At 72.4% G+C, this 19,266-nt stretch carries 15 protein-coding genes and 3 pseudogenes; 6 read left to right on the forward strand and 12 right to left on the reverse strand.

What is annotated here, in order from left to right; genetic code table 11:
- Nucleotides 1-272 precede the first annotated feature (272 nt).
- From ACN28G_RS20285 to ACN28G_RS20305, 5 genes and pseudogenes are all read right to left on the reverse strand, one after another.
- Nucleotides 273-1,184: pseudogene (locus ACN28G_RS20285) on the reverse strand (arginase family protein); the annotation flags it as partial.
- Nucleotides 1,185-1,329: 145 nt separating this feature from the next.
- Nucleotides 1,330-2,253: a tetratricopeptide repeat protein gene (locus tag ACN28G_RS20290; RefSeq protein ID WP_421480132.1), complete on the reverse strand. Its 924-nt coding sequence runs from the start codon at nucleotides 2,251-2,253 to the stop codon at nucleotides 1,330-1,332.
- A 103-nt stretch (nucleotides 2,254-2,356) separates the two neighbouring features.
- Nucleotides 2,357-4,045, reverse strand: coding sequence for an acyl-CoA mutase large subunit family protein (locus ACN28G_RS20295; protein WP_091442910.1), 1,689 nt, complete (start codon nucleotides 4,043-4,045; stop codon nucleotides 2,357-2,359).
- Between the two features lie 107 nt (nucleotides 4,046-4,152).
- Nucleotides 4,153-4,406, reverse strand: a pseudogene (locus ACN28G_RS20300) (hypothetical protein).
- Nucleotides 4,406-4,733, reverse strand: a pseudogene (locus tag ACN28G_RS20305) (DivIVA domain-containing protein). The pseudogenes ACN28G_RS20300 and ACN28G_RS20305 overlap by 1 nt, the downstream one beginning before the upstream one ends.
- Nucleotides 4,734-4,972: 239 nt before the next feature.
- On the opposite strand from ACN28G_RS20305, the gene ACN28G_RS20310 reads away from it, so the two are divergent.
- Nucleotides 4,973-5,389, forward strand: a complete 417-nt coding sequence (locus tag ACN28G_RS20310; protein WP_421480133.1) for a GntR family transcriptional regulator — start codon at nucleotides 4,973-4,975, stop codon at nucleotides 5,387-5,389.
- A 168-nt stretch (nucleotides 5,390-5,557) separates the two neighbouring features.
- On the opposite strand, the gene ACN28G_RS20315 is transcribed toward ACN28G_RS20310, so the two are convergent.
- The 3 genes from ACN28G_RS20315 to ACN28G_RS20325 form a co-directional block, all read right to left on the reverse strand.
- Nucleotides 5,558-5,971 carry an Asp23/Gls24 family envelope stress response protein gene (locus ACN28G_RS20315; RefSeq protein ID WP_091442915.1) on the reverse strand — a complete coding sequence of 138 codons (414 nt, stop codon included), beginning with the start codon at nucleotides 5,969-5,971 and terminating at the stop codon, nucleotides 5,558-5,560.
- 410 nt (nucleotides 5,972-6,381) lie between these two features.
- Nucleotides 6,382-7,317 (reverse strand): methylmalonyl Co-A mutase-associated GTPase MeaB, encoded by a 936-nt coding sequence (meaB, locus tag ACN28G_RS20320; protein WP_421480134.1) that lies wholly within the window; start codon nucleotides 7,315-7,317, stop codon nucleotides 6,382-6,384.
- Nucleotides 7,318-7,475: 158 nt separating this feature from the next.
- Nucleotides 7,476-8,666, reverse strand: coding sequence for an acetyl-CoA C-acetyltransferase (locus ACN28G_RS20325; RefSeq protein WP_091442918.1), 1,191 nt, complete (start codon nucleotides 8,664-8,666; stop codon nucleotides 7,476-7,478).
- Between the two features lie 62 nt (nucleotides 8,667-8,728).
- Here ACN28G_RS20325 and mce point away from each other — a divergent pair, with 62 nt between their 5' ends.
- From mce to ACN28G_RS20340, 3 genes are all read left to right on the forward strand, one after another.
- A complete protein-coding gene (gene mce, locus ACN28G_RS20330) occupies nucleotides 8,729-9,196 on the forward strand; it encodes a methylmalonyl-CoA epimerase (RefSeq protein ID WP_091442922.1) in 468 nt (155 codons plus the stop codon).
- A 216-nt stretch (nucleotides 9,197-9,412) separates the two neighbouring features.
- The gene (locus ACN28G_RS20335) at nucleotides 9,413-10,672 is read left to right on the forward strand and encodes a cell division protein DivIVA (protein ID WP_091442926.1); all 1,260 of its coding nucleotides are present in this window, start codon (nucleotides 9,413-9,415) and stop codon (nucleotides 10,670-10,672) included.
- Nucleotides 10,673-10,851: 179 nt separating this feature from the next.
- Complete coding sequence (locus ACN28G_RS20340; RefSeq protein ID WP_091442929.1) at nucleotides 10,852-12,930, forward strand: hypothetical protein; 2,079 nt, start codon at nucleotides 10,852-10,854, stop codon at nucleotides 12,928-12,930.
- Nucleotides 12,931-13,024: 94 nt separating this feature from the next.
- Here the strand turns inward: ACN28G_RS20340 and ACN28G_RS20345 are convergent, their stop codons facing one another.
- The 4 genes from ACN28G_RS20345 to ACN28G_RS20360 form a co-directional block, all read right to left on the reverse strand.
- Nucleotides 13,025-13,834, reverse strand: coding sequence for an alpha/beta hydrolase (locus ACN28G_RS20345; protein ID WP_091447200.1), 810 nt, complete (start codon nucleotides 13,832-13,834; stop codon nucleotides 13,025-13,027).
- A gap of 198 nt (nucleotides 13,835-14,032) precedes the next feature.
- Nucleotides 14,033-14,320 carry a hypothetical protein gene (locus tag ACN28G_RS20350; protein ID WP_091442934.1) on the reverse strand — a complete coding sequence of 96 codons (288 nt, stop codon included), beginning with the start codon at nucleotides 14,318-14,320 and terminating at the stop codon, nucleotides 14,033-14,035.
- Nucleotides 14,321-14,488: 168 nt separating this feature from the next.
- Nucleotides 14,489-16,204 carry a 3-hydroxyacyl-CoA dehydrogenase family protein gene (locus ACN28G_RS20355; protein WP_091442938.1) on the reverse strand — a complete coding sequence of 572 codons (1,716 nt, stop codon included), beginning with the start codon at nucleotides 16,202-16,204 and terminating at the stop codon, nucleotides 14,489-14,491.
- Nucleotides 16,205-16,271: 67 nt separating this feature from the next.
- On the reverse strand, nucleotides 16,272-16,727 hold the full coding sequence (locus ACN28G_RS20360; protein ID WP_091442941.1) for an FHA domain-containing protein: 456 nt from the start codon (nucleotides 16,725-16,727) through the stop codon (nucleotides 16,272-16,274).
- Nucleotides 16,728-16,983: 256 nt separating this feature from the next.
- Here ACN28G_RS20360 and ACN28G_RS20365 point away from each other — a divergent pair, with 256 nt between their 5' ends.
- Nucleotides 16,984-18,480 (forward strand): aldehyde dehydrogenase family protein, encoded by a 1,497-nt coding sequence (locus ACN28G_RS20365; protein ID WP_091442945.1) that lies wholly within the window; start codon nucleotides 16,984-16,986, stop codon nucleotides 18,478-18,480.
- A 71-nt stretch (nucleotides 18,481-18,551) separates the two neighbouring features.
- A complete protein-coding gene (locus ACN28G_RS20370; protein ID WP_091442948.1) occupies nucleotides 18,552-19,208 on the forward strand; it encodes an SAM-dependent methyltransferase in 657 nt (218 codons plus the stop codon).
- The last annotated feature ends 58 nt before the right edge of the window (nucleotides 19,209-19,266 follow it).

The following is a 19,266-nucleotide window of genomic DNA, read 5'->3' on the forward strand; positions in this document are numbered from 1 at the left end:
GCCGACGGGCTGCCGGCATCTGCCGACGCAGGGCCAACACCACCGCTTGGATCCGAGCCAGCCGGCAGCTGACCGGGGCCTGCCTCGACAGGAGTGCCGCCGGTCGCAGCCCCGATACCGGCACGCACAGGACCGATGCCGTCCTCGGGAGCCGAGCCGGCGGCGGCTCCGGAGCCGGGAAAGGAGGCCGCGGCCGACGCCGGTACAGAAACCGCCGTCGAGGCCGGCACACCAGCCGGCGCGGCGACCGGAACGGAGGCCGGCACCACCACCGGGGCAGAGACCGGGGCCAGACCGGCGACGAGGGTGTTGACGATCTCCGCCGCGTACGCCCCCTCCGGGTCGTAGTCGGGGTCGAAGACGGTCAGCTCGACGCCGAGGCAGTGCGGGGTGTCCACCAGGCCGGCAAGGAGGATCTCCAGCTCGGCGAAGGCGATGCCGCCCGGGTCCGGGGCGTCGACCGCCGGCATCACCGCCGGGTCGAGCACGTCGACGTCGATGTGCACCCAGTACCCGGCGCAGTCGGCCAGTTGCTCGTGTGCCCACTGGGCGGTGCGGGCCGCGCCCTCGGCCCGCAGCGCCGGCACCGGCCGGGTAACGATGCCGGCCGCCTGGAGGTCGAGACGGTACTCGTCCTGCGCCCGGATGCCGAGCACCACCACGTCGATGTCCCGGAAGTACGGCCGACGGCCCTCGATGGCGGCCAGGTCTGCCTGGCCCCGCCCGGTGACCAGGGCGAGGTCCTCGCCGGCTGCCGCGCCGACGTAGGAGGCGTTGCCGGGGTGCCGGAAGTCGGAGTGCCCGTCGACGAAGACCAGCCCGATCCGCCCGCCGACCGCCTCGCCGAGCCGATGCATGGCCAGCGCCGACCCGATCAGCACCGAGCAGTCCCCGCCGAGCACCAGCGGGAACTCCCCCCGGTCGATGATCGCGCCGATCCGCTCGGCCAGGGTCACCGAGTAGTCCGAGATCTCCCGGGCGTGGCAGACGCCGTCACCGGGACGCCAGTCACCGGGGTCGTACCGGGGCGGGGTGAGGCAGCCGGCGTCGCGGGCCCGCAGCCGAGTGACCAGCTCGTGGTCGCGCAGCGCGCCGGGGGCCTTGCCGCAGCCGGGCACCGAGGTCGGCGTGGGCGGACGCAGACCGAGGTTGGTAGGCGCGTCGAGGACGGCGATCCGACGCATGTTGGGCTCCCCCCGGCTCGGCGCTCACGACCTCATCGACTCCACGGACACGTCCTGCCGGACCAGTGCGGGCCGGCAGGACGCCGGCCCGCTGCCGTACCCGGGCGGGCCGGCGCGACGCCGGCCCGCGCTGCGGATCTCCTGCTCAGAACAGGGCGCTGGCCAACGCCCGGCGGGCCGAGGCGACCGCCGGATCGTCCGGGCCGGCGACGGTGAACAGCGACACCAGGTGCTGCCGGGCCTTCTCCCGGTCCGGCCCGGCGGTGCGCCGGACCACGGCCACCAGCCGCGCGTACGCCGCCTCGGCCAGGCCGCTGAGCACCTCCACGTCGGCGGCGAGCAGCTGCGCCTCCACGTCGTCCGGGGCGGCCTCGGCGGCGGCGAGCGCCGCCTGCGGGTCCGCGCCGGCCACCCGCCGGGCCAGCCCGACCTGGGCCAGCCCCGCCTCCGCCGCGGCGTCCGCCGGGGTCTCCGCGAGGATCTTGCGGTACGCCTGCTCGGCGGCGTCCAGGTCGCCGCTCATCAGCGCGTCGTCCGCCTCGTCCAGCCGGGGGTCGCCCGCCGCCTCGACGGTCACCCCGGCGGCCTGCAGCACCCGTTGGATCCACTGCCGCAGCTGGGCCTCGGGCACCACGCCGGAGAAGGCGTCGACCGGCCGGCCGCCGAACAGGGCGTAGACCGTGGGGATGCCCTGGACCTGGAACATCTGGGCGATTCGCGGGCTCTCCTGGACGTCGACCCGGGCCAGTGTCCAGGCGCCACCGCCCTCGGCGGCCTGCCGCTCCAGCACCGGGGCGAACTGGTCGCTCTCCGGATATCCGGCGGCCCCGAAGAAGACGATGACCGGGGCGTTCAGCGAGCGTTCGAGAACGTCGGACTGAATGGTCGCCTCGGTCACGTCGATCACGGAGCCGCCGGCACCGGCGGGACCACCGGGTACGCCGGTGGGCGCTCCGGGGTGCTGGGCCGGTGTGGCGGGACGGGCAGGGGCCGGTGCGGGGGTGCGCAGCGCGCTGAGGTCGACCGCGCCGCGGGTGAAGATCGACGAGGTGATCCGTGGGTCGCTCATGGTTACCTAGTCTCGCACGCGGGCGCCGGAAGTCAGATCAACCGCGACGCCAACAGTTGCTCCTCTCACCCCCAGCTCACCGCCCCTGCGGTCGAGGGAGAAGTCAGAATCGAGGGGGTTCACGGTAGATGCCCCACTGCGCGCGCAGGGCGTCACAGATCTCACCCAGGGTCGCCTCGGCCCGGACCGCGTCCAGCATCGCCGGGATCATGTTCCCGTCGGTCCGGCTGACCTCGACCATCCGCTCCACGGCAGCCTGGACCGCCGCCGAGTCGCGGCCGGACTTGCGCTCGGCGAGCGCCCGCCGCTGGGCCAGCTCCACCTCGTGCGAGATGCGCAGGATCTCCAGCTCCTTGGCGAGCGTACCGGTGTGGCAGTTGACCCCGACGATCCGCTTGTCGCCCTTCTCCAGGGCCTGCTGGTAGACGAAGGCCGACTCGGCGATCTGGCCGGTGAACCAGCCGTCCTCGATGCCCCGCAGGATGCCGGAGGTCATCGGGCCGATCCGGTGCGGGCCCTCGCCGCCGAGCTGCCGGATCCGGGCGAAGATCTCCTCCGCCTCGGCCTCGATCCGGTCGGTGAGCGCCTCGACGTACCACGATCCGCCGAGCGGGTCGGCGACGTTGACCACCCCGGTCTCCTCCATCAGCACCTGCTGGGTCCGCAGGGCGATCTCGGCGGATTCGTCGGTCGGCAGCGCCAGGGTCTCGTCCAGGGCGTTGGTGTGCAGCGAGTTGGTCCCACCGAGCACCGCGGCGAGGGCCTCCACGGCGGTGCGTACCACGTTGTTGACCGGTTGCTGGGCGGTCAGCGACACCCCGGCGGTCTGGGTGTGGAAACGCAGCCAGAGCGCCTTGGAGCTGGTCGCGCCGTAGACCTCGCGCAGCCACCGGGCCCAGATCCGGCGGGCGGCCCGGAACTTGGCGATCTCCTCGAAGAAGTCCACGTGCGAGTCGAAGAAGAAGCTCAGCCCGGGGGCGAAGACGTTGACGTCCAGGCCGCGCGACAACCCCAGCTCCACGTAGCCGAACCCGTCGGCCAGGGTGTACGCCAGCTCCTGCGCGGCGGTCGAGCCCGCCTCCCGGATGTGGTAGCCCGAGACCGACAGCGGCTTGTAGCGCGGGATCTCGGCGGCGCAGTACTCCATCAGGTCGCCGATCAGGCGCAGGTGCGGCTCCGGTTCGAAGAGCCACTCCTTCTGCGCGATGTACTCCTTGAAGATGTCGGTCTGCAGGGTGCCGTCCAGCCTGGACAGTTCGGCGCCCTGCCGTTCGGCGGCGACCAGGTACATGCAGAACACCGGCACGGCCGGGCCGGAGATGGTCATGCTGGTGGTGACGCCGGCCAGGTCGATGCCGTCGAAGAGCGCCTCCATGTCGGCGGCGGAGTCGATGGCGACCCCGCAGTGCCCGACCTCGCCGAGCGCCTGCGGGTCGTCGGAGTCCCGGCCCATCAGCGTCGGCATGTCGAAGGCCACCGAGAGCCCACCGCCACCCGCGCCGAGGATCATCTTGTACCGCTCGTTGGTCTGCTGGGCGTTGCCGAAGCCGGCGAACTGCCGGATCGTCCAGGTCCGCCCCCGGTAACCGGTGGGATGCAACCCCCGGGTGTACGGGTACTCCCCCGGCCAGCCGATCCGCTCGAAGCCCGGGTAGCCGGTGCCCTCCGGTGGCCCGTACACCGGGTCGAGGGGCGTTCCGGAGAGTGTGGTGAAGTCCGCGTCCCGCTTGCGCGCGGCGTCGTACCGGGCCTGCCAGCGGGCCCGTCCGGCGGCGATCTCGTCGGCGTTCATACGCGGGGCTCCTCCTCGAGTCCTCGACTGCACGTCGAGTGTAAGGCCCTTCCTGAACGATCGCTAAGGAACTTGGTACCGACCGATAACCGGCCCGACGTACCCGGTCACCGGAGCAGCCGGCGGGTGCACGGCCCGTCGTGGCGGTCACGCAGCACGCACCGCCGACCACCGGCCAGCGGCCGGTCGCAGAAGACCCGATGGCGGTCACCCTGGTCGTCCTCGAAGGAGACCGCGATCTCGCCGGGGTCTGGGTGAGCACGCCCGTCCAGCGGGCCACCACCCGAGCCAGCCGGGCGGCGGCCGGCAGGTCCCCGGCGACCACCGGAAGATGGATGACGAACCGCTCTCCGTCGCCCATCAGCGGAACCGTCCCGCGTTCACCAGCCGCCGCGCCTCCTCGGACTGCCGGGCCCGCAACGCCTGCTTGATCCGGGCCGCCTCCTGCCGGCTCTCACCGAGCGCCAGATAGACGGCGGCCAGGTCGTCGGCGACCCGGTCCAGGAAGTCGGACCCCCTCCTGCGGGTCGAACCCGCGCCTACCGAACGCCGTCCACCCGAACCGCCGCCGGCGCACCTGCCACGGCCGAAGCAACTGGTAGCTGCGGGACCGGTACTGACCGGGCCTGGGGTCGACGGCTCCTCCGCGACGCCGACCCCGCTCGCGTCGACCGAGCCACCCGAAGATCCTCCGCACGCGAACCTCCCTGCAGAACCGGACCCAACCCGCCCACCAGCGCAAATACCAGATCACCACTACGCCGACAGGGCCGATCACCAGGAACATCCACGATCGAACGAGAACTCCTCGTTGACCTTCAATCACTGACCGTCAAGAGGAACATAGCCAAAACCAAACAGGGCCACGAGTACCTAATGCAACAAGGCCAAGGGTCATGGTGGCGACGGGGAAACAAGGCTGGCAACGTGACCATCGATCCGCACTCGCGCACGCCGGTCTACGCGCAGCTCGCAGACCTGCTACGGCAGAAGATCCTGTCCGGGGAACTGCCGGCCGGCTCGATCCTCGCCAGCGAGACGCGCATGTCGCAGGAGTACGGCATCGGGCGTGACGCGGTACGCAGAGCAGTCCTACTGCTGCGTTCGGAAGGTCTGGTCAACACGAGCCGGGGCCTGGGCACCCGGGTCCGGGAGGCGCCACAACGCCGACAGGTCGAACTCGCGGCCGGCGAGTCGGTGATCACCCGAATGCCGACGGATGGTGAGCGCCGCGCGATGCAGCTCGACGAGGGCGTGCCGATCCTGGAGGTCCGAAGCCGGGATGGCAAGGTCGACCTGCTGCCGGGCGACGAAGTGGAACTGAACCGGCCAGACTCCGCCTGATCTCGCCACCGCCACCGAACCGCACCCGCGAAACAGCCCACGCGTCGGTGTCAGATCGCGGAAGTAGTGGCATCCCGACCGGACGAGGCCACTACTTCCCGAAAGCTGCGCGGGCAACGACCGGGCACGGGCGGCGAACGGGTGTGGCTGGCGCAGCCGTCCGCTGCCTCAGGCGTCCGGGGCGGTGGGGTTGGTGAAGGCCACGTCGTCGACCCGGATGTTGATCTCCTCGACGCGCAGTCCGTACGCCTCGACGGCCAGGGTCACCTTCGCGCGGACCTCGTCGATCACCTGCGGGACCGAGTGCCCGGCCTCGGTGACCAGCACCAGGTTGATCAGCACCGCACCGTTGGTGATGTGGGCCGAGCAGCCCCGTCGGGCGTCACCTACCTGATCCAGTCCGACCCGGTCCAGCACGGCGTTGACGAAGCGGGCGAGGTCGCCGCCGAGCTCGGCCACGCCCGGCACCGACTTGGTGGCGGCCACCGCGATCTTCTCCACCACCTCGGTGGAGATCCGCGTCCGGCCACCCGCCACGGCGTCCGGGCTCAGGGACAACTCCTGCGTCTCCTCGAAGTTCACGTCCCGCTCCCCTGTCCGTCCCACCACCGGCCCGCCTACCTGCGCAGAGCCTACCGGCCCCGCGTTCCGCTGTGGACGATCGAAGCCTGACTACGATCCCTGCGGAAACACACCAGGACATCGCAGTACGTGATCGCACCAACACCCGACCGCCATGCCAACGTCGACACGTTGCACTTCGCACCTTCGAGTGCCTCACGTCTCGTGCCGGCGATCGACCTGGTGGCTTTCCTCTACCGGAGGATGGAGTGCCACACCGTCGCTAGCTGCACGTCGAAAAGATCTTGGAAGAAAAGCCCCCCGAGGGGCGCAAATCTTCCAAGATCTTCCTCCAGGATCGGGTCCCCGACCCGGGGGGCACGGCACAGATCGGGCACGCCTCCCGGGCGCACCCCGACCCCGCCCGGGGCTCAGGAGTCGAGTTGGCCGATCAGTTCGTCGGCGGCGGCGTACGGGTCGAGGGAGCCGGCGGCCACCTTCGCGGCGAGCGCGGTCAGGGCCGTACCGGCGCGAAGTGAGCCGATCCGGGCGCGCAGGGTGCCCAGCGCGATCGCCTCGACCTCGGCGGCGGCCCGCGTCTCGCGGCGGCGGCGCAGCTCGTCGTGCTGCTCCAGCCAGCCACGATGCTTGTCGATCGCGGCGGCGATGTCGTCGATCCCCTCGGCCCGGGCGGCGATCGCCCGGACCACCTGCGGTCGCCACTGGCCCGGCCCGCGCTCACCGAGAGCGATCATGCCCTGGATGTCGCGGACGGTGGCGTCCGCGCCGTCCCGGTCGGCCTTGTTGACCACGAAGACGTCGGCGATCTCCAGGATGCCGGCCTTGACCGCCTGGATCGCGTCGCCCATGCCGGGGGCCAGCAGCACCAACGTGGTGTCGGCCAGGGACGCCACCTCCACCTCGGCCTGGCCGACGCCGACGGTCTCGACGAGTACCACGTCGCAGCCGGCGCCTTCGAGGACCCGGACCGCCTGGGGGGTGGCGGCGGAGAGCCCGCCGAGGTGGCCCCGGCTGGACATCGACCGGATGTAGACGCCGGGATCGGTGGCGTGGTCCTGCATCCGGACCCGGTCGCCGAGGATCGCCCCGCCGGTGAACGGGCTGGACGGGTCGATGGCCAGCACCCCGACCCGGTGGCCGGCGGCCCGCAGCGCCCGGACCAGCTCGTTGGTGGTGGTCGACTTGCCCACCCCGGGCGACCCGGTCAACCCCACCACCTGGGCCTGCCCCGCGTACGGCGCGAGCGCCGCCGCCACCTGCGGCAGCAGCTCGTCACCGGACTCGACCAGGGTGATCAGCCGGGCCACCGCGCGCGGGTCACCCGTGCGGGCCCGTTCCACCAGCATCGGTACGTCCCGACTCCGGCGCACCGACACCCGCGTGCCCGCAGCCGGCGTCGGCGGGCCCGAGGCCGGCGCCGGGGAGTTACCGCCCGCAGCCGAGCTGGCTGCGGCCGGCACTGCGGCGGCCGGCTGCGGTGCGCCGGTGCCCTCGGCGGCGCCGCTCACTCGCCGCCCGCCGGTACGTGGATGATCAGCGCGTCGCCCTGACCGCCGCCGCCGCAGAGCGCCGCCGCGCCGGTGCCGCCGCCGCGCCGCTTCAGCTCCAGGGCGAGGGTGAGCACCAGTCGGGCGCCGGACATGCCGATCGGGTGGCCCAGCGCGATCGCCCCACCGTTGACGTTCACCTGGTCCGGGCTGACCCCGAGGTCCCGGGTGGACTGGATGCCGACCGCAGCGAACGCCTCGTTGATCTCGATCAGGTCGAGGTCGGCGACGCTCAGCCCGCCCTTGCGCAGCGCGTGGTTGATCGCGTTGGACGGCTGCGAGTGCAGGGAGTTGTCCGGGCCGGCCACGTTGCCGTGCGCGCCGACCTCGGCCAGCCAGCTCAGCCCCAGCTCCTTGGCCTTGGCCTTGCTCATCACCACCACGGCGGCGGCGCCGTCGGAGATCGGCGAGGAGCTGGCGGCGGTGATCGTGCCGTCGGCGGCGAACGCCGGGCGCAGCTTCGCCAGCGACTCGGCGGTGGTCTCCGGGCGGATCCCCTCGTCCTCGCTGATCACCAGCGGGTCGCCCTTGCGCTGCGGGATGACCACCGGGGTGATCTCGTCGGCGAAGTGGCCGTTCTTCTGCGCGGCGGCGGCCCGCTGGTGGCTGGTCGCGGCGAAGGCGTCCTGCTCGGCCCGGGTGATGGCGTGCCGGGCACCGTGCCGCTCGGTGGACTCACCCATCGAGCAGTTGTCCCACGCGTCGGTGAGCCCGTCCAGCGCCATGTGGTCCTTGACGGTCACGTCGCCGTACTTGTAGCCGGTGCGCTGACCGAGCAGCAGGTGCGGGGCGTTGGTCATCGACTCCATGCCGCCGGCCACCACGATGTCGAACTCGCCGGCCCGGACGAGCTGGTCGGCCAGGGCGATCGCGTCCAGGCCGGAGAGGCACACCTTGTTGACGGTCAACGCCGGCACGGACATCGGGATCCCGGCCGCCACCGCCGCCTGCCGGGCCGGGATCTGACCCGCGCCGGCCTGGAGCACCTGGCCCATGATCACGTACTGCACCTGGTCGGGGGCGACCCCGGCGCGTTCCAACGCGGCCTTGATGGCCACCCCGCCGAGGTCGACGGCGGAGAGGTCCTTGAGGTTGCCCAGCAGCCGGCCCATCGGGGTCCGCGCGCCGCTGACGATCACCGAAGCCATGTCCTGCCTCCGAGGGGGGTGCCGACCGTACGCCTTAACGATTGTTCGGCCAGACTAGCGCCATGGTTGAGCACACCTCCGGCGAGCCCACCGCCGAACCCGCCACCGGAATCGGACTGCTCCGCATCGACCACGTCGGCATCGCCGTGGCCGACCTGGACGCGGCGATCGACTTCTACCAGCGCACCTTCGGGATGCGCTGCGTGCACACCGAGACCAACACCGAGCAGGGCGTACGCGAGGCGATGCTGGCGGTCGGGCCGAGCGCCTCCGGCGGCTGCCTGCAACTGCTCGCCCCGGCGACCCCGGAGTCGACGATCGCGAAGTTCCTCGACCGTAACGGGCCGGGCGTGCAGCAGGTGGCGTACACGGTCGCCGACATCGACGTGGCCTGCGCCGCCCTGCGCGAGCGGGGTCTGCGGCTGCTCTACGACACCCCCCGACGGGGCACCGCCGACTCGCGAATCAACTTCGTCCACCCGAAGGACGCCGGCGGCGTCCTCGTCGAGTTGGTCCAACCCGCCGGGTGAAAGGAAGGGCCCCTTCCTATCGCATTCTGTATAGGAAGGGGCCCCTCCCAACATCGTTTTGCCGGCTCGCCCCGACGGCGGGCAGGTAGCCGGGCAGGACCGGCCCGGGCGGCCCGGGAGCTGCCAAGATCGCCCGTTGGACCCGGTCAGATAAACCGGACACCAAAGCTGCGACCGGTCTTGGAAGCACCCTGGGGCGTCTGCGAGTATGTCCCAATGCCCCAGCAGCAGTCCTCCCCTCTGGCGTTCTTCGACAACGCGAACTCGCAACCGGATTTCACCGTTGGCCTGCGTGGCTACAACGTCGGGCAGGTCGATGACTTCATCGGTCGGCTGACCGCCGCGCTGACCCAGTCCGAGCAGGCCCGCGCCGAGGCCGAGCAGCGGATGAACGACGCCCAGCGTCGGCTCCGCCAGGCCGAGCAGCGGCAGAGTGCGTTGGAGCAGAAGCTCAACGACACCAACAAGCAGCTCGAGGAGAACAGCCGGCCGACCCTCTCCGGTCTCGGCACCCGGGTCGAGCAGATCCTGCGGCTCGCCGAGGAGCAGGCCAACGACCACCGCAACGAGGCCAAGCGTGAGTCGGAGGGGATCCTCTCCGCGGCCCGCCTGGAGGCTCGCGAGATCACCGACAAGGCCCGCGCCGAGGCCGCCGCGATGAAGGCCACCGCCGAGCGGGAGGCCGGCAGCGTCCGCACCTCCGCCGAGCGGGAGGCCGCCGAGGTCCGCGTCCAGGCCCGCCGGGAGGCCGACACCCTGCGCGGCGACGCCGAGCGGGAGACCAAGCAGCTGCGTACGGTCACCGCGCACGAGGTGGCCGAGTTGAAGTCCACCGTCGAGCGTGAGGTGGCCACCCTGCGGGCCACCGCCGAGCGGGAGATCACCCAGCAGCGGGCCAAGGCCGCCCGCGAGGCCGAGGAGAAGCGCGCCGAGGCGACCAAGCTGCTCACCGACGCCCGGGACAAGCGCGACAAGGACCTGCAGGCCCTGGAGCTTCAGCTCGCCGAGCGCCGGGAGAAGGCCGAGCGGGAGGAGTCGGAACGGCACGCGGCCCAGGTCGCCCAGACGCAGAAGCTGGTCGGCGAGGCCGAGCAGCGGGCCCGCGCCGCCCAGGACCGGGCCAAGGAGATCGAGCAGCGGGCCGAGGCCCGTCGGGTCGAGTCCGAGCGCACCGCCTCGGACACCGTCGAGAAGGCCAAGGCACTCTCGGAGAAGACCCTCAACGAGGCCAAGGCCGAGGCGAAGCGGTTGCTCACCGAGGCCCGTACCGAGGCTGACCTGACCACGCAGGCGGCCCGGCGCGAGGTCGAGGACCTCACCCGGCAGAAGGACGCGGTCACCTCGCAGCTCGGTCAGATGCTCTCGGGCCTCGCCGGCATCGTCCCGGGCATGCCGCCCGCGGCCCAGGCGGCGGCCGTCGCGGAGCAGGCCAAGGCCGACCCCCAGGAGCGCGTGAGCGCGGAGAAGACCAGCTGAGGCGGGCGCGCGCCGGGGGCATGCGGCACGGCGTGGGGTGACACCGGTACCCGGTGTCACCCCACGCCGCAATGCGGATAGTGTCCCAACTTTTCCGGAGCTGCCGCATCAGTGAAGTACGTCCCATCGGGGGCCTCCGTATCGCCCCAGCGAGGCCGGACGCATGTGAGGATGGGGGCATGTCGCACGGCGAGGAACTGTTCGCTCTCGGCGGGGACGTGACGACGGAGCCCAGCTTCGAGTCCGCCCTGCGGGGGTACGAGAAACGACAGGTCGACCGGTACGTCGCTCGTGCCGAGCACGAGATCGCGACACTGACGACCGAGCGGGAACAGGCGTACAACCAGATCCACAAGCTAGCCGGCCAGGTCGAGGTGCTGCAGCGCGACCTCGCCCAGGTGCGCAAGCAGGTGGGCGTGGTGGATCGCGCCTCGTTCCGTCACCTCGGCCCCCGGGTGGAGCAGATCCTCAGTCTTGCCGAGGAGCAGGCCGAGGCGATCGCGGTGGCCGCGAACGAGGAGATCGAGGCCCGCCGGGCAGCCGCCGAAGGGATCATCGAGGAGGCCCGCGAGCAGGCCAACCGGGTGCTTCAGGACTTCGAGATCGCGCTGTCGGCGCGCCGGGCCGAGGAGGAACGGCACAGCCGTACGCGGCGGGCCGAGGCCGAGGCGACCATCCGCAATGCCAAGCAGGAGGCGGCCAGCCTGCGCCGCGGCGCCCAGGAGGCGCTGGCCAGGGCCGAGCAGGAGGCCACCAAGCTGCGTGATGCCGCCCAGGAGATCCACAACCGGGCGCAGCAGGAGGCGACCCGGCTTCGGGAGGCGGCCAAGGCGGCGCTGGCAAAGGCCGAGCAGGAGGCCACCCAGCTGCGGGACGCGGCCAAGGAGGTGCACGCCAAGGCCCAGCAGGAGGCCAAGCGCCTGATCGACTCCGCGACCGAGGCGGGCCGGGCCACCCACGCCAAGGCCCAGCAGGAGGCCAAGCGGACCGTCGACCAGGCCACCGAGGCGGGTCGGTCCACCCGGGAGAAGGCCAATCAGGAGGCCACGCGGATCACCACCCAGGCCACCGAGGCGGCCAAGCGCGACCGCGCCGAAACCGAGGCGTACGTCCAGCGGATGCGCAGCGAGACCGAGGCGTACGTCAAGCACGCCCGAGCCCAGACGCAGCAGGAGCTGGGCGCCTGGCGGGCGGGGGTGGAGAAGGAGGTCAACAGCCGACGCGAGGCTGCCGACCGGGAGCTGGCCCAGCGCCGCTCCACCGCCGAGCAGGAGTACGCCAAGCGCCGCGACGAGCTGGACAAGCAGCACAAGACCCGGTACGACGAGCTGGAGCAGAAGCACAAGACCCGGCACGACGAGCTGGAGAAGCAGTACCGGACCCGGCTCGACGAGATCGAACAGGGCGCCACCCAGATCCGGCAGGCCGCCGAGCAGGACGCCGGCACGATGCGCCGGCAGGCCGAGGAGCAGGCCACGGAGCTGCTCGCCAGGGCCGAGTCCGAGTCGGCCGAGAAGCGTCGCACCGCCGACGAGCATGTCGCGGCCTCCCGACGCCAGTTCGAGGAGTACGCCGCCACCACCCAGCAGCACCTGGCCACGACCCAGCAGCACCTTGCCGCCACGCAGCAGGAAGCCGCCGCCGGTCGGCAACAGCTCGCCCAGGTGATGTTGGAGATCGCCCAGGCCCAGCAGGAGCTGGCCGATCTGCGGCAGGAGACCTGGCGTTCCCGGCAGGAGTCCGACGATCTGCAGCGCCGGGTGCGCGAGCTTCATCAGCAGGTGGCGGGTGCGGCCGCCGGCACCGCGTCACCCGACGGCTCTCGGCCCGCAGCACCCGACGGCAGGACGGCCCAGCCGCCGTCGCCCGACGGCGCGGTGACCCAAACGCCGTCGCCCGACGGCGAAGCGGACCGGAAGCCGGTACCCAGCGGCGCGGCGGCCCAGACCCCGTCGCCCGACGGTGCGGAGGGACGGAAGCCGTCGCCTGACGGGCAGGGTGCGCGACCGCCGGTACGCAACGGTGCGCCGGCCACGGTGAGCCGGCCGGTAGCCGAGCCGGTGAGCACGGTGGAGGCCGGCAGTCCCGCCGCGCCGGTGGACGGTGAGCCGACGGTGGCCGCGGTGCCCGGTGAGGGCGGTCGGGGTGCCACCCCGACGAAGATCACCAGCACCGGGGAGAAGACCACCCGGCCGAGCAAGCCGACCACCGACGAGCGCAGTGCCAAGCCGAGCAAGGTGACCGTCGAGTCGGACTGACCGACGATCCGGCCCGCTCAGGCGGACCCGGCCCCGCCAGGCAGACCAGCCCCGCTCAGGCGGATCCAGCCCCGCGAAGCAGACCCAGCCCCGCTCAGGCGGAACCGCCGGCCTGCGGACCCGGCACCGGCGTGTCGGCGAAGGCGGCCACCGTCCGGTCGGCGTACCCGCTGACGTCGCCGGTCTCCATCGGGCCGTCCCACTCCGTCGGCAGCGGCACCGACGCCTGCGGGTTGACCCGGCGGACCACCTCGTCCAGGACGGTCTCGGCGTCACCTACCCAGAGGTGCTTGGCCCCGGGGACGCCGACCACCTCGGCCTGCGGCACCGCGGCGAACCGCCGGCGGGCCTCGTCGGGGCGCAGGTAGTCGTCGAACTCGGGGACCAGCGCGGTGAGCGACTTGCCGGAGCGGGCCCAGGTGGCCAGGTCGGAGTCGGTGGAGAAGCGCAGCGGCGGCGAGAGCAGGATCGCGCCGGTCACCGCCGGGTCGCAGCCGTGCTTGAGCGCCAGGTCGGTGCCGAAGGACCAGCCCAGCAGCCAGATGTTCGGCAGCTCGGCGAACTCGGCGTACTCGATGGCGGCGGCCACGTCGTAGCGCTCGCTGTCGGCGGCGTCGAAGCTGCCCTCGCTGGTGCCGCGCAGGCTGCTGGTGCCCCGGGTGTTGAACCGGAGCACGGCCAGGTCGGCCAGGGCGGGCAGCCGCCACGCCGCCTTACGGAACACGTGACTGTCCATCATCCCGCCGTGGGTGGGTAGCGGGTGCAGGCAGACCAGGGTGCCCACCGGCGCCCGCTCCGCCGGCCGGGCCAGCTCGCCGACCAGGCGCAGCCCGTCGGCGGTGTGCAGCTCGATGTCGGTACGGTGGCCGGGCAGGATCGACGACGCTCGGATCGGGGTGCTCACCACCCAAGTGTCGCGCCGCCACGCCGGTTCCGCGCGATCGGGCCGAAACCGGGTGACGAAGATCCCTCCGCGCCCACCCGCCGCCGCGCCGGAAACACCCGCCGCTGAGCCGGGGAGACCCGCCGCTGAGCCGGCGACATCCGCTGCCACGCCGGGGAGACCACGTCAGCCCGGCGACACCACGCCGGGTTCGGCCGATCAGCCGTACCGGGGGGCGCCACGACCACGCTGGATCCCGGGGCCACGCCGGTCCCGCGCCCGCCAGCAACCGCTGTGCCAGTGCCGACGGTCGGTCAGGTCACCCCGGCCGTCGGCGGGCCACGCCACCAGATGGGCCACCCCGGGGCGGATCTCCTGGTCACAGCCGGGACAACGGTACGTCTTGGTAGCCGACCCGCCGCTGATCCCCCGTACCTGCCACTCGCCGTCGCGCCACTGCTGGACCGAGGCGACGCCCTGCCGGACCCGCTCGGAGTCGACCTGCACGGCGTCGTCCCGGCGGGGACGGTTACGACGGGGGCTCACATCTGCCAGCGTACGGCCGGGTTGTCGGGGCCGTTCCACGGCCGGGCCGTCGGGGCCGGAGCCGGCCGTCGGGGCCGGAGCCGCGGCCAGGCCGTCGGGGCCGGAGCCGCGGCCGGGGTGCCGTCGCGGTCAGCCGGCGGTGTGGTCGCGGAAGCCGCGGCCGGTCCGGCGCCCCAGGTGGCCGGCGGTGACCAGGTGCTCCAGCAGGGGCGCCGGGGCGAGGCCGGGCTCCCGCGACTCCCGGTACAGCGCACGCTGGATGCTCAGCGCCACGTCCAGGCCGACCGTGTCGAGCAGCTCGAACGGGCCGACCGGGTACCCGCAGCCCAGCCGCATCGCGTGGTCGATGTCGTCGACGGTGGCGTACCTCGCCTCCAGCATCCGGACCGCGTCGTTGAGGTACCCGAAGAGCAGCGCGTCGACGACGAACCCGGCCCGGTCGGGACAGACCACGCCGGTCCTGCCCAGCGTGGCACAGAACGCCCGGGCGGTCGCGGTGGCCTCCGCCGAGGTGCGGACCGTCGTGACGATCTCGACAAGCGACCGTTGCGGTACCGGCTCTGCGAAGTGCAACCCGACCACGTCCGCCGGCCGGCCGGAGGCCATCGCCGGCCCGATGACCGGCAGCGACCCGGTGGTGGCCAGGACCACGCCGGGCCGGCAGCTCTCCCCCAGCCGGGCGAAGAGCGCCTGCCGGGTCGCCGGCTCCCCGACCACGGCCTCGATCACCAGGTCCGCGTCGGCCAGCCTGGTCAGGTCCGCGTCGGTCAGGTCCGCGTCGACCAAGGCCGCGTCGACCAGGGCCGCGTCGGAGGCCACCGCGATCACCTCGTACCCGGCGGTGGCGCAGGCCTCGGCGATGCCGGCGGCTCTGGGCCCGGCGCCGACGACACCCACCCTGGCCACCGCCCGCGCTCCGTCGACCGGTGCCGGCCCCGCCGGCGTCGGCGTCCGGTCGTCGGGTACGACCACCGGGGAGCCGGGCTGCTGGTAGGTGTAGAAGCCACGACCGGACTTGCGGCCGAGCAGTCCCGCCGTGACGAGTTGCCGCAGCAGCGGCACCGCGGCGTGCCGGCGGTTGCGGCCACCGTGCCGGTACATGGTGTCCAGGATCTCGACCGCGGTGTCCAGGCCGATCAGGTCCAGCAGGGCCAGCGGGCCCATCGGCAGGCCGCCGCCGAGCGTCATCGCCGCGTCGAGGTCCTCCCGGGTGGCGTGCTGCGCCTCCAGCATCCCGACCGCCTGGTTGAGGTACCCGAAGAGCAACGCGTTGGCGACGAAGCCGGCCCGGTCGTCGACGGTCACCGCGACCTTGCCCAGCCGGGCGCAGAGCGCCTCGGTGTCGGCCACCACGTCGGGCGCGGTGACCACCGTGCGGACCACCTCGACCAGCTTCATCACCGGCGCGGGGTTGAAGAAGTGGATGCCGACGACCTGGCCGGGTCGGCTGGTGGCGACCGCGATCTCGGTGACGCTCAACGACGAGGTGTTGGTGGCCAGGATCGCCTCGGGCCGGCAGATCCGGTCCAGCTCGGCGAAGAGCCGCCGCTTCAGGTCGAGACGTTCAGGTACGGCCTCGATCACCAGCTCCACCGAGTCCAGGGCGGCCAGTCCGACGGCGAAGTGGACCCGGCTCAGCAGCGCGTCCCGGTCGGCCGGGGCGAGCTTTCCCCGGGCCACCGCCCGGTCGGTGGAGCGGGTCAGGGTGGCCCGCCCGCGTTCCAGGGCGTCGGCGGAGATCTCCACCGCCCGGACGTGGACGCCGCTGCGGGCGAAGACCTCGACGATGCCGACACCCATGGTGCCCAGCCCCACCACGCCCACGCTGGTGAACTCACGCGCCACGCCCCGGCCTCCCTGTCGCTCGGTACCGCCGAGGTTAACGGTCCCTAAGCCGTCGGGCGAGGCGGGGTCACCGGCCGAGGCTGGCCGCTTCCGGGCCGACCAGCTCACCCTCGACCGGCTGCCGGGGCGCCGGGACCGGCAGCGGCATGGTGGTCCGCTGACTGCCGGGGGCCGCGCCGATCCGGATGCCGACCGGGTCGGTGCGGGCCAGCCCGGGATCGAAGTAGCGCAGCTCGGTACGGCCCAGCCGGATCACGTCACCGTCGGAGAGCTGCTCCACCCCGTCGATCCGACGGTCGTTGAGCCAGGTGCCGTTGGTGGAGCCGAGGTCCACCAACGCCACCCCGCCCTCGGTCTGCCGCACCGCGGCGTGTCGCCGGCTCAGGTGCGGGTCGTCGACCATGATGTCCGCCGTCGGTGCCCGTCCGATCACCAGCGGCTCGGTGCGCAGCCGGAAGCTCGTGCCGCGCATCGACCCGCTGGCCACCGTCAACAGTGGCAACAACCCCGGGTGCTCCTCCATGGACAGTCCGCCTCCCCACAAGTCGTCACTCTCCGCCAACAGAGTGCCACCTAAACGTAGTCGCCTGCACCGCTGTCCGGTCATCAGGAAGACGCCAGCCGGCCATCCCGCGTTCACCGATTCGGCCGACGAGTCAGCTCCCGGACCGCCATGCCTGTCGATCATCGTCGGCACCCCACGCGCCCGGCAACCGACCCCGGCCGACGAGTACCCGTTTGGCTACCGACGGGTAACGGTGCCGTCTAGACTTCCGGCCATGACGGCTGTGCGTGTTCCGGGGCTTCCGAGGATCGAGGACGGGCGGCTGGTGTCGACGAGCCCGGCGACCGGCGTCGAGGTCGGGCGCTTCCCGGTCGCCACCCCCGCCGACGTACGGGACGCGGTCGAGGCCGCCCGAACGGCCGGGCAGTGGTGGACCGGACTCGGCTGCACCGGGCGTCGGGAACGGCTGCTGCGTTGGCGGGCGCTGCTGGCCCAGCGGATCGAGGAGCTCGCGGAGCTGATCCACACCGAGGGCGGCAAGCCGGTCGCCGACGCCGTCGTCGAGATCCTCACCGCGATCGAGCACATCGACTGGGCCGCCCGCAACGCCCGTCGGGTGCTGGGTCCGCGCCGGGTGCGGTCCCGGCTGATCCTCGCCGAGTTCACCGGCCACCTGGAGTACCAGCCGTACGGCGTGGTGGGCGTGATCGGCCCGTGGAACTATCCGGTCCTCACCCCGGTCGGCTCGGCCGCGTACGCGATGGCCGCCGGCAACGCGGTGGTGCTCAAACCGAGCGAGTACACCCCGACGGTCGGTCAGTGGCTGGTGGACAGCCTCGCCGAGGTGGTGCCGGAACAGCCGGTCCTCACCGCGCTGCACGGCCTGGGCGAGGTCGGCGCGCAGCTCTGCCGGTCCGGGGTCGACAAGGTCGCCTTCACCGGCTCGCCGGCCACCGCCCGGAAGGTGATGGCCGCCTGCGCCGAGTCGCTGACCCCGGTGCTGCTGGAGGCCGGCGGCAAGGACGCGATGATCGTCGACACCGACGCCGACCTGGACGCCGCCGCCGAGGCCTGCGTCTGGGGTGGACTCACCAACGCCGGCCAGAGCTGCATCGGCATCGAGCGGGTGTACGTCGTCGAGCCGGTCTTCGACGCGTTCCTCGACCGGCTCGTCGAACGGGCCGGCCGGTTGACCGTCGGGCCGCACGACGCCGACCTCGGCCCGATCACCATGCCGGGGCAGCTCGACGTGATCCGCCGCCACATCGACGACGCGCTGGCCCGGGGCGGCCGGGCGGTACTCGGCGGCGCGGACGCGGTGACGCCCCCGTACGTCCGGCCGACCGTGCTGGTCGACGTGCCGGAGGACGCGGCCGCCGTACGCGAGGAGACCTTCGGCCCGACCCTGACGGTGAGCCGGGTCCGCGACGCCGACGAGGCCGTGGCCCGCGCCAACGCCCTGCCGTACGGCCTGGGTGGCGCGGTCTTCGGTAAGCGCCGCGCGGTGGCCATCGCCCGGCGGCTGCGCTCCGGGATGGCCTCGGTGAACTCGGCGCTCACCTTCGCCGGGATGTCCACGTTGCCCTTCGGCGGGGTGGGTGACTCCGGCTTCGGGCGGATCCACGGCGAGGACGGCCTCCGCGAGTTCGCCCGGAGCAAGTCGATCACCAGACGCCGGGCCCGCTCCCTGCTGCCCTCCATGACGTTCGACCGCAACTCGGCCGATGTGGCCCGATTGGTGAAGGTCGCCAAAACGCTGTACGGCAGGTGACACCCGCCGATCTTCCGGGCACCCTCGAATAGTCCTTCCCTATCCGTGTGGGCGGCAGTACCTTGCGTTAAATGGGTCTGGATCGATTGCGTTTTCACCTCGTCGACAGCGAACGGTCCCCGGGTGCCCGACAACGGCGCCGCCGGCTCGACTGGCTGGCCCGAACATTTCCTGATCTGTCGGAGATGACCGTTCTGGATCTCGGTGGTCGACTCGGCACCTGGACCCGCGCCACCGTCCGCCCCGCCCGGGTGCACGTGGTCAACCTGGAGCGACCGCCGGCCGAGGTGCCCCCGTGGGCGCACGTCGAGCACGGCGACGCCTGCGACCTGCCACCGGCCGTCACCGGCCGGCACTACGATCTGGTCTTCTCCAACTCGGTCGTCGAACACGTGGGCGGGCACGAACGACGATTACGCTTCGCCGACGCGGTCCGTTCGCTGGCCGACCGGTACTGGGTGCAGACGCCATACCGATATTTTCCTATCGAACCACACTGGATTGCGCCCGGAATGCAGTTCCTGCCGGTTCGACTGCGTACCGAGGTGGCCCGGCGGTGGCCCCTCGGGCACAAGCAGACCCGCACCCACGAGGCGGCCATCCGTCAGGTGCTCTGGACCGAGCTGCTCGACCGCTCCCAGATGCGGCACTACTTCCCCGACTCCCGACTGCTCGTCGAGCGGGTGGCCGGCCTACCCAAGTCCCTCATCGCCGTCCGCACCCCCTAGCCCCGCAAGGAAGGGCCCCCTGTTAACGCTTTCTGATGTACAGGGGGCCCTTCCAAAC

It is taken from the genome of Micromonospora sp. WMMA1923, from assembly GCF_049179195.1.
GTDB lineage: Bacteria > Actinomycetota > Actinomycetes > Mycobacteriales > Micromonosporaceae > Micromonospora > Micromonospora yangpuensis.

Excerpts from the sequence above, each read along its gene's own strand:
- mce (WP_091442922.1), top strand. The coding sequence starts at position 8,729 with ATGGTTGAGCACACCTCCGGCGAGCCCACCGCCGAACCCGCCACCGGA.
- meaB (WP_421480134.1), bottom strand. The coding sequence starts at position 7,317 with ATGCTGGTGGAACGGGCCCGCACGGGTGACCCGCGCGCGGTGGCCCGG.
- ACN28G_RS20370 (WP_091442948.1), top strand. The coding sequence starts at position 18,552 with ATGGGTCTGGATCGATTGCGTTTTCACCTCGTCGACAGCGAACGGTCC.
- ACN28G_RS20325 (WP_091442918.1), bottom strand. The coding sequence starts at position 8,666 with ATGGCTTCGGTGATCGTCAGCGGCGCGCGGACCCCGATGGGCCGGCTG.
- ACN28G_RS20360 (WP_091442941.1), bottom strand. The coding sequence starts at position 16,727 with ATGGAGGAGCACCCGGGGTTGTTGCCACTGTTGACGGTGGCCAGCGGG.
- ACN28G_RS20295 (WP_091442910.1), bottom strand. The coding sequence starts at position 4,045 with ATGAACGCCGACGAGATCGCCGCCGGACGGGCCCGCTGGCAGGCCCGG.
- ACN28G_RS20340 (WP_091442929.1), top strand. The coding sequence starts at position 10,852 with ATGTCGCACGGCGAGGAACTGTTCGCTCTCGGCGGGGACGTGACGACG.
- ACN28G_RS20290 (WP_421480132.1), bottom strand. The coding sequence starts at position 2,253 with ATGAGCGACCCACGGATCACCTCGTCGATCTTCACCCGCGGCGCGGTC.
- ACN28G_RS20335 (WP_091442926.1), top strand. The coding sequence starts at position 9,413 with ATGCCCCAGCAGCAGTCCTCCCCTCTGGCGTTCTTCGACAACGCGAAC.
- ACN28G_RS20365 (WP_091442945.1), top strand. The coding sequence starts at position 16,984 with ATGACGGCTGTGCGTGTTCCGGGGCTTCCGAGGATCGAGGACGGGCGG.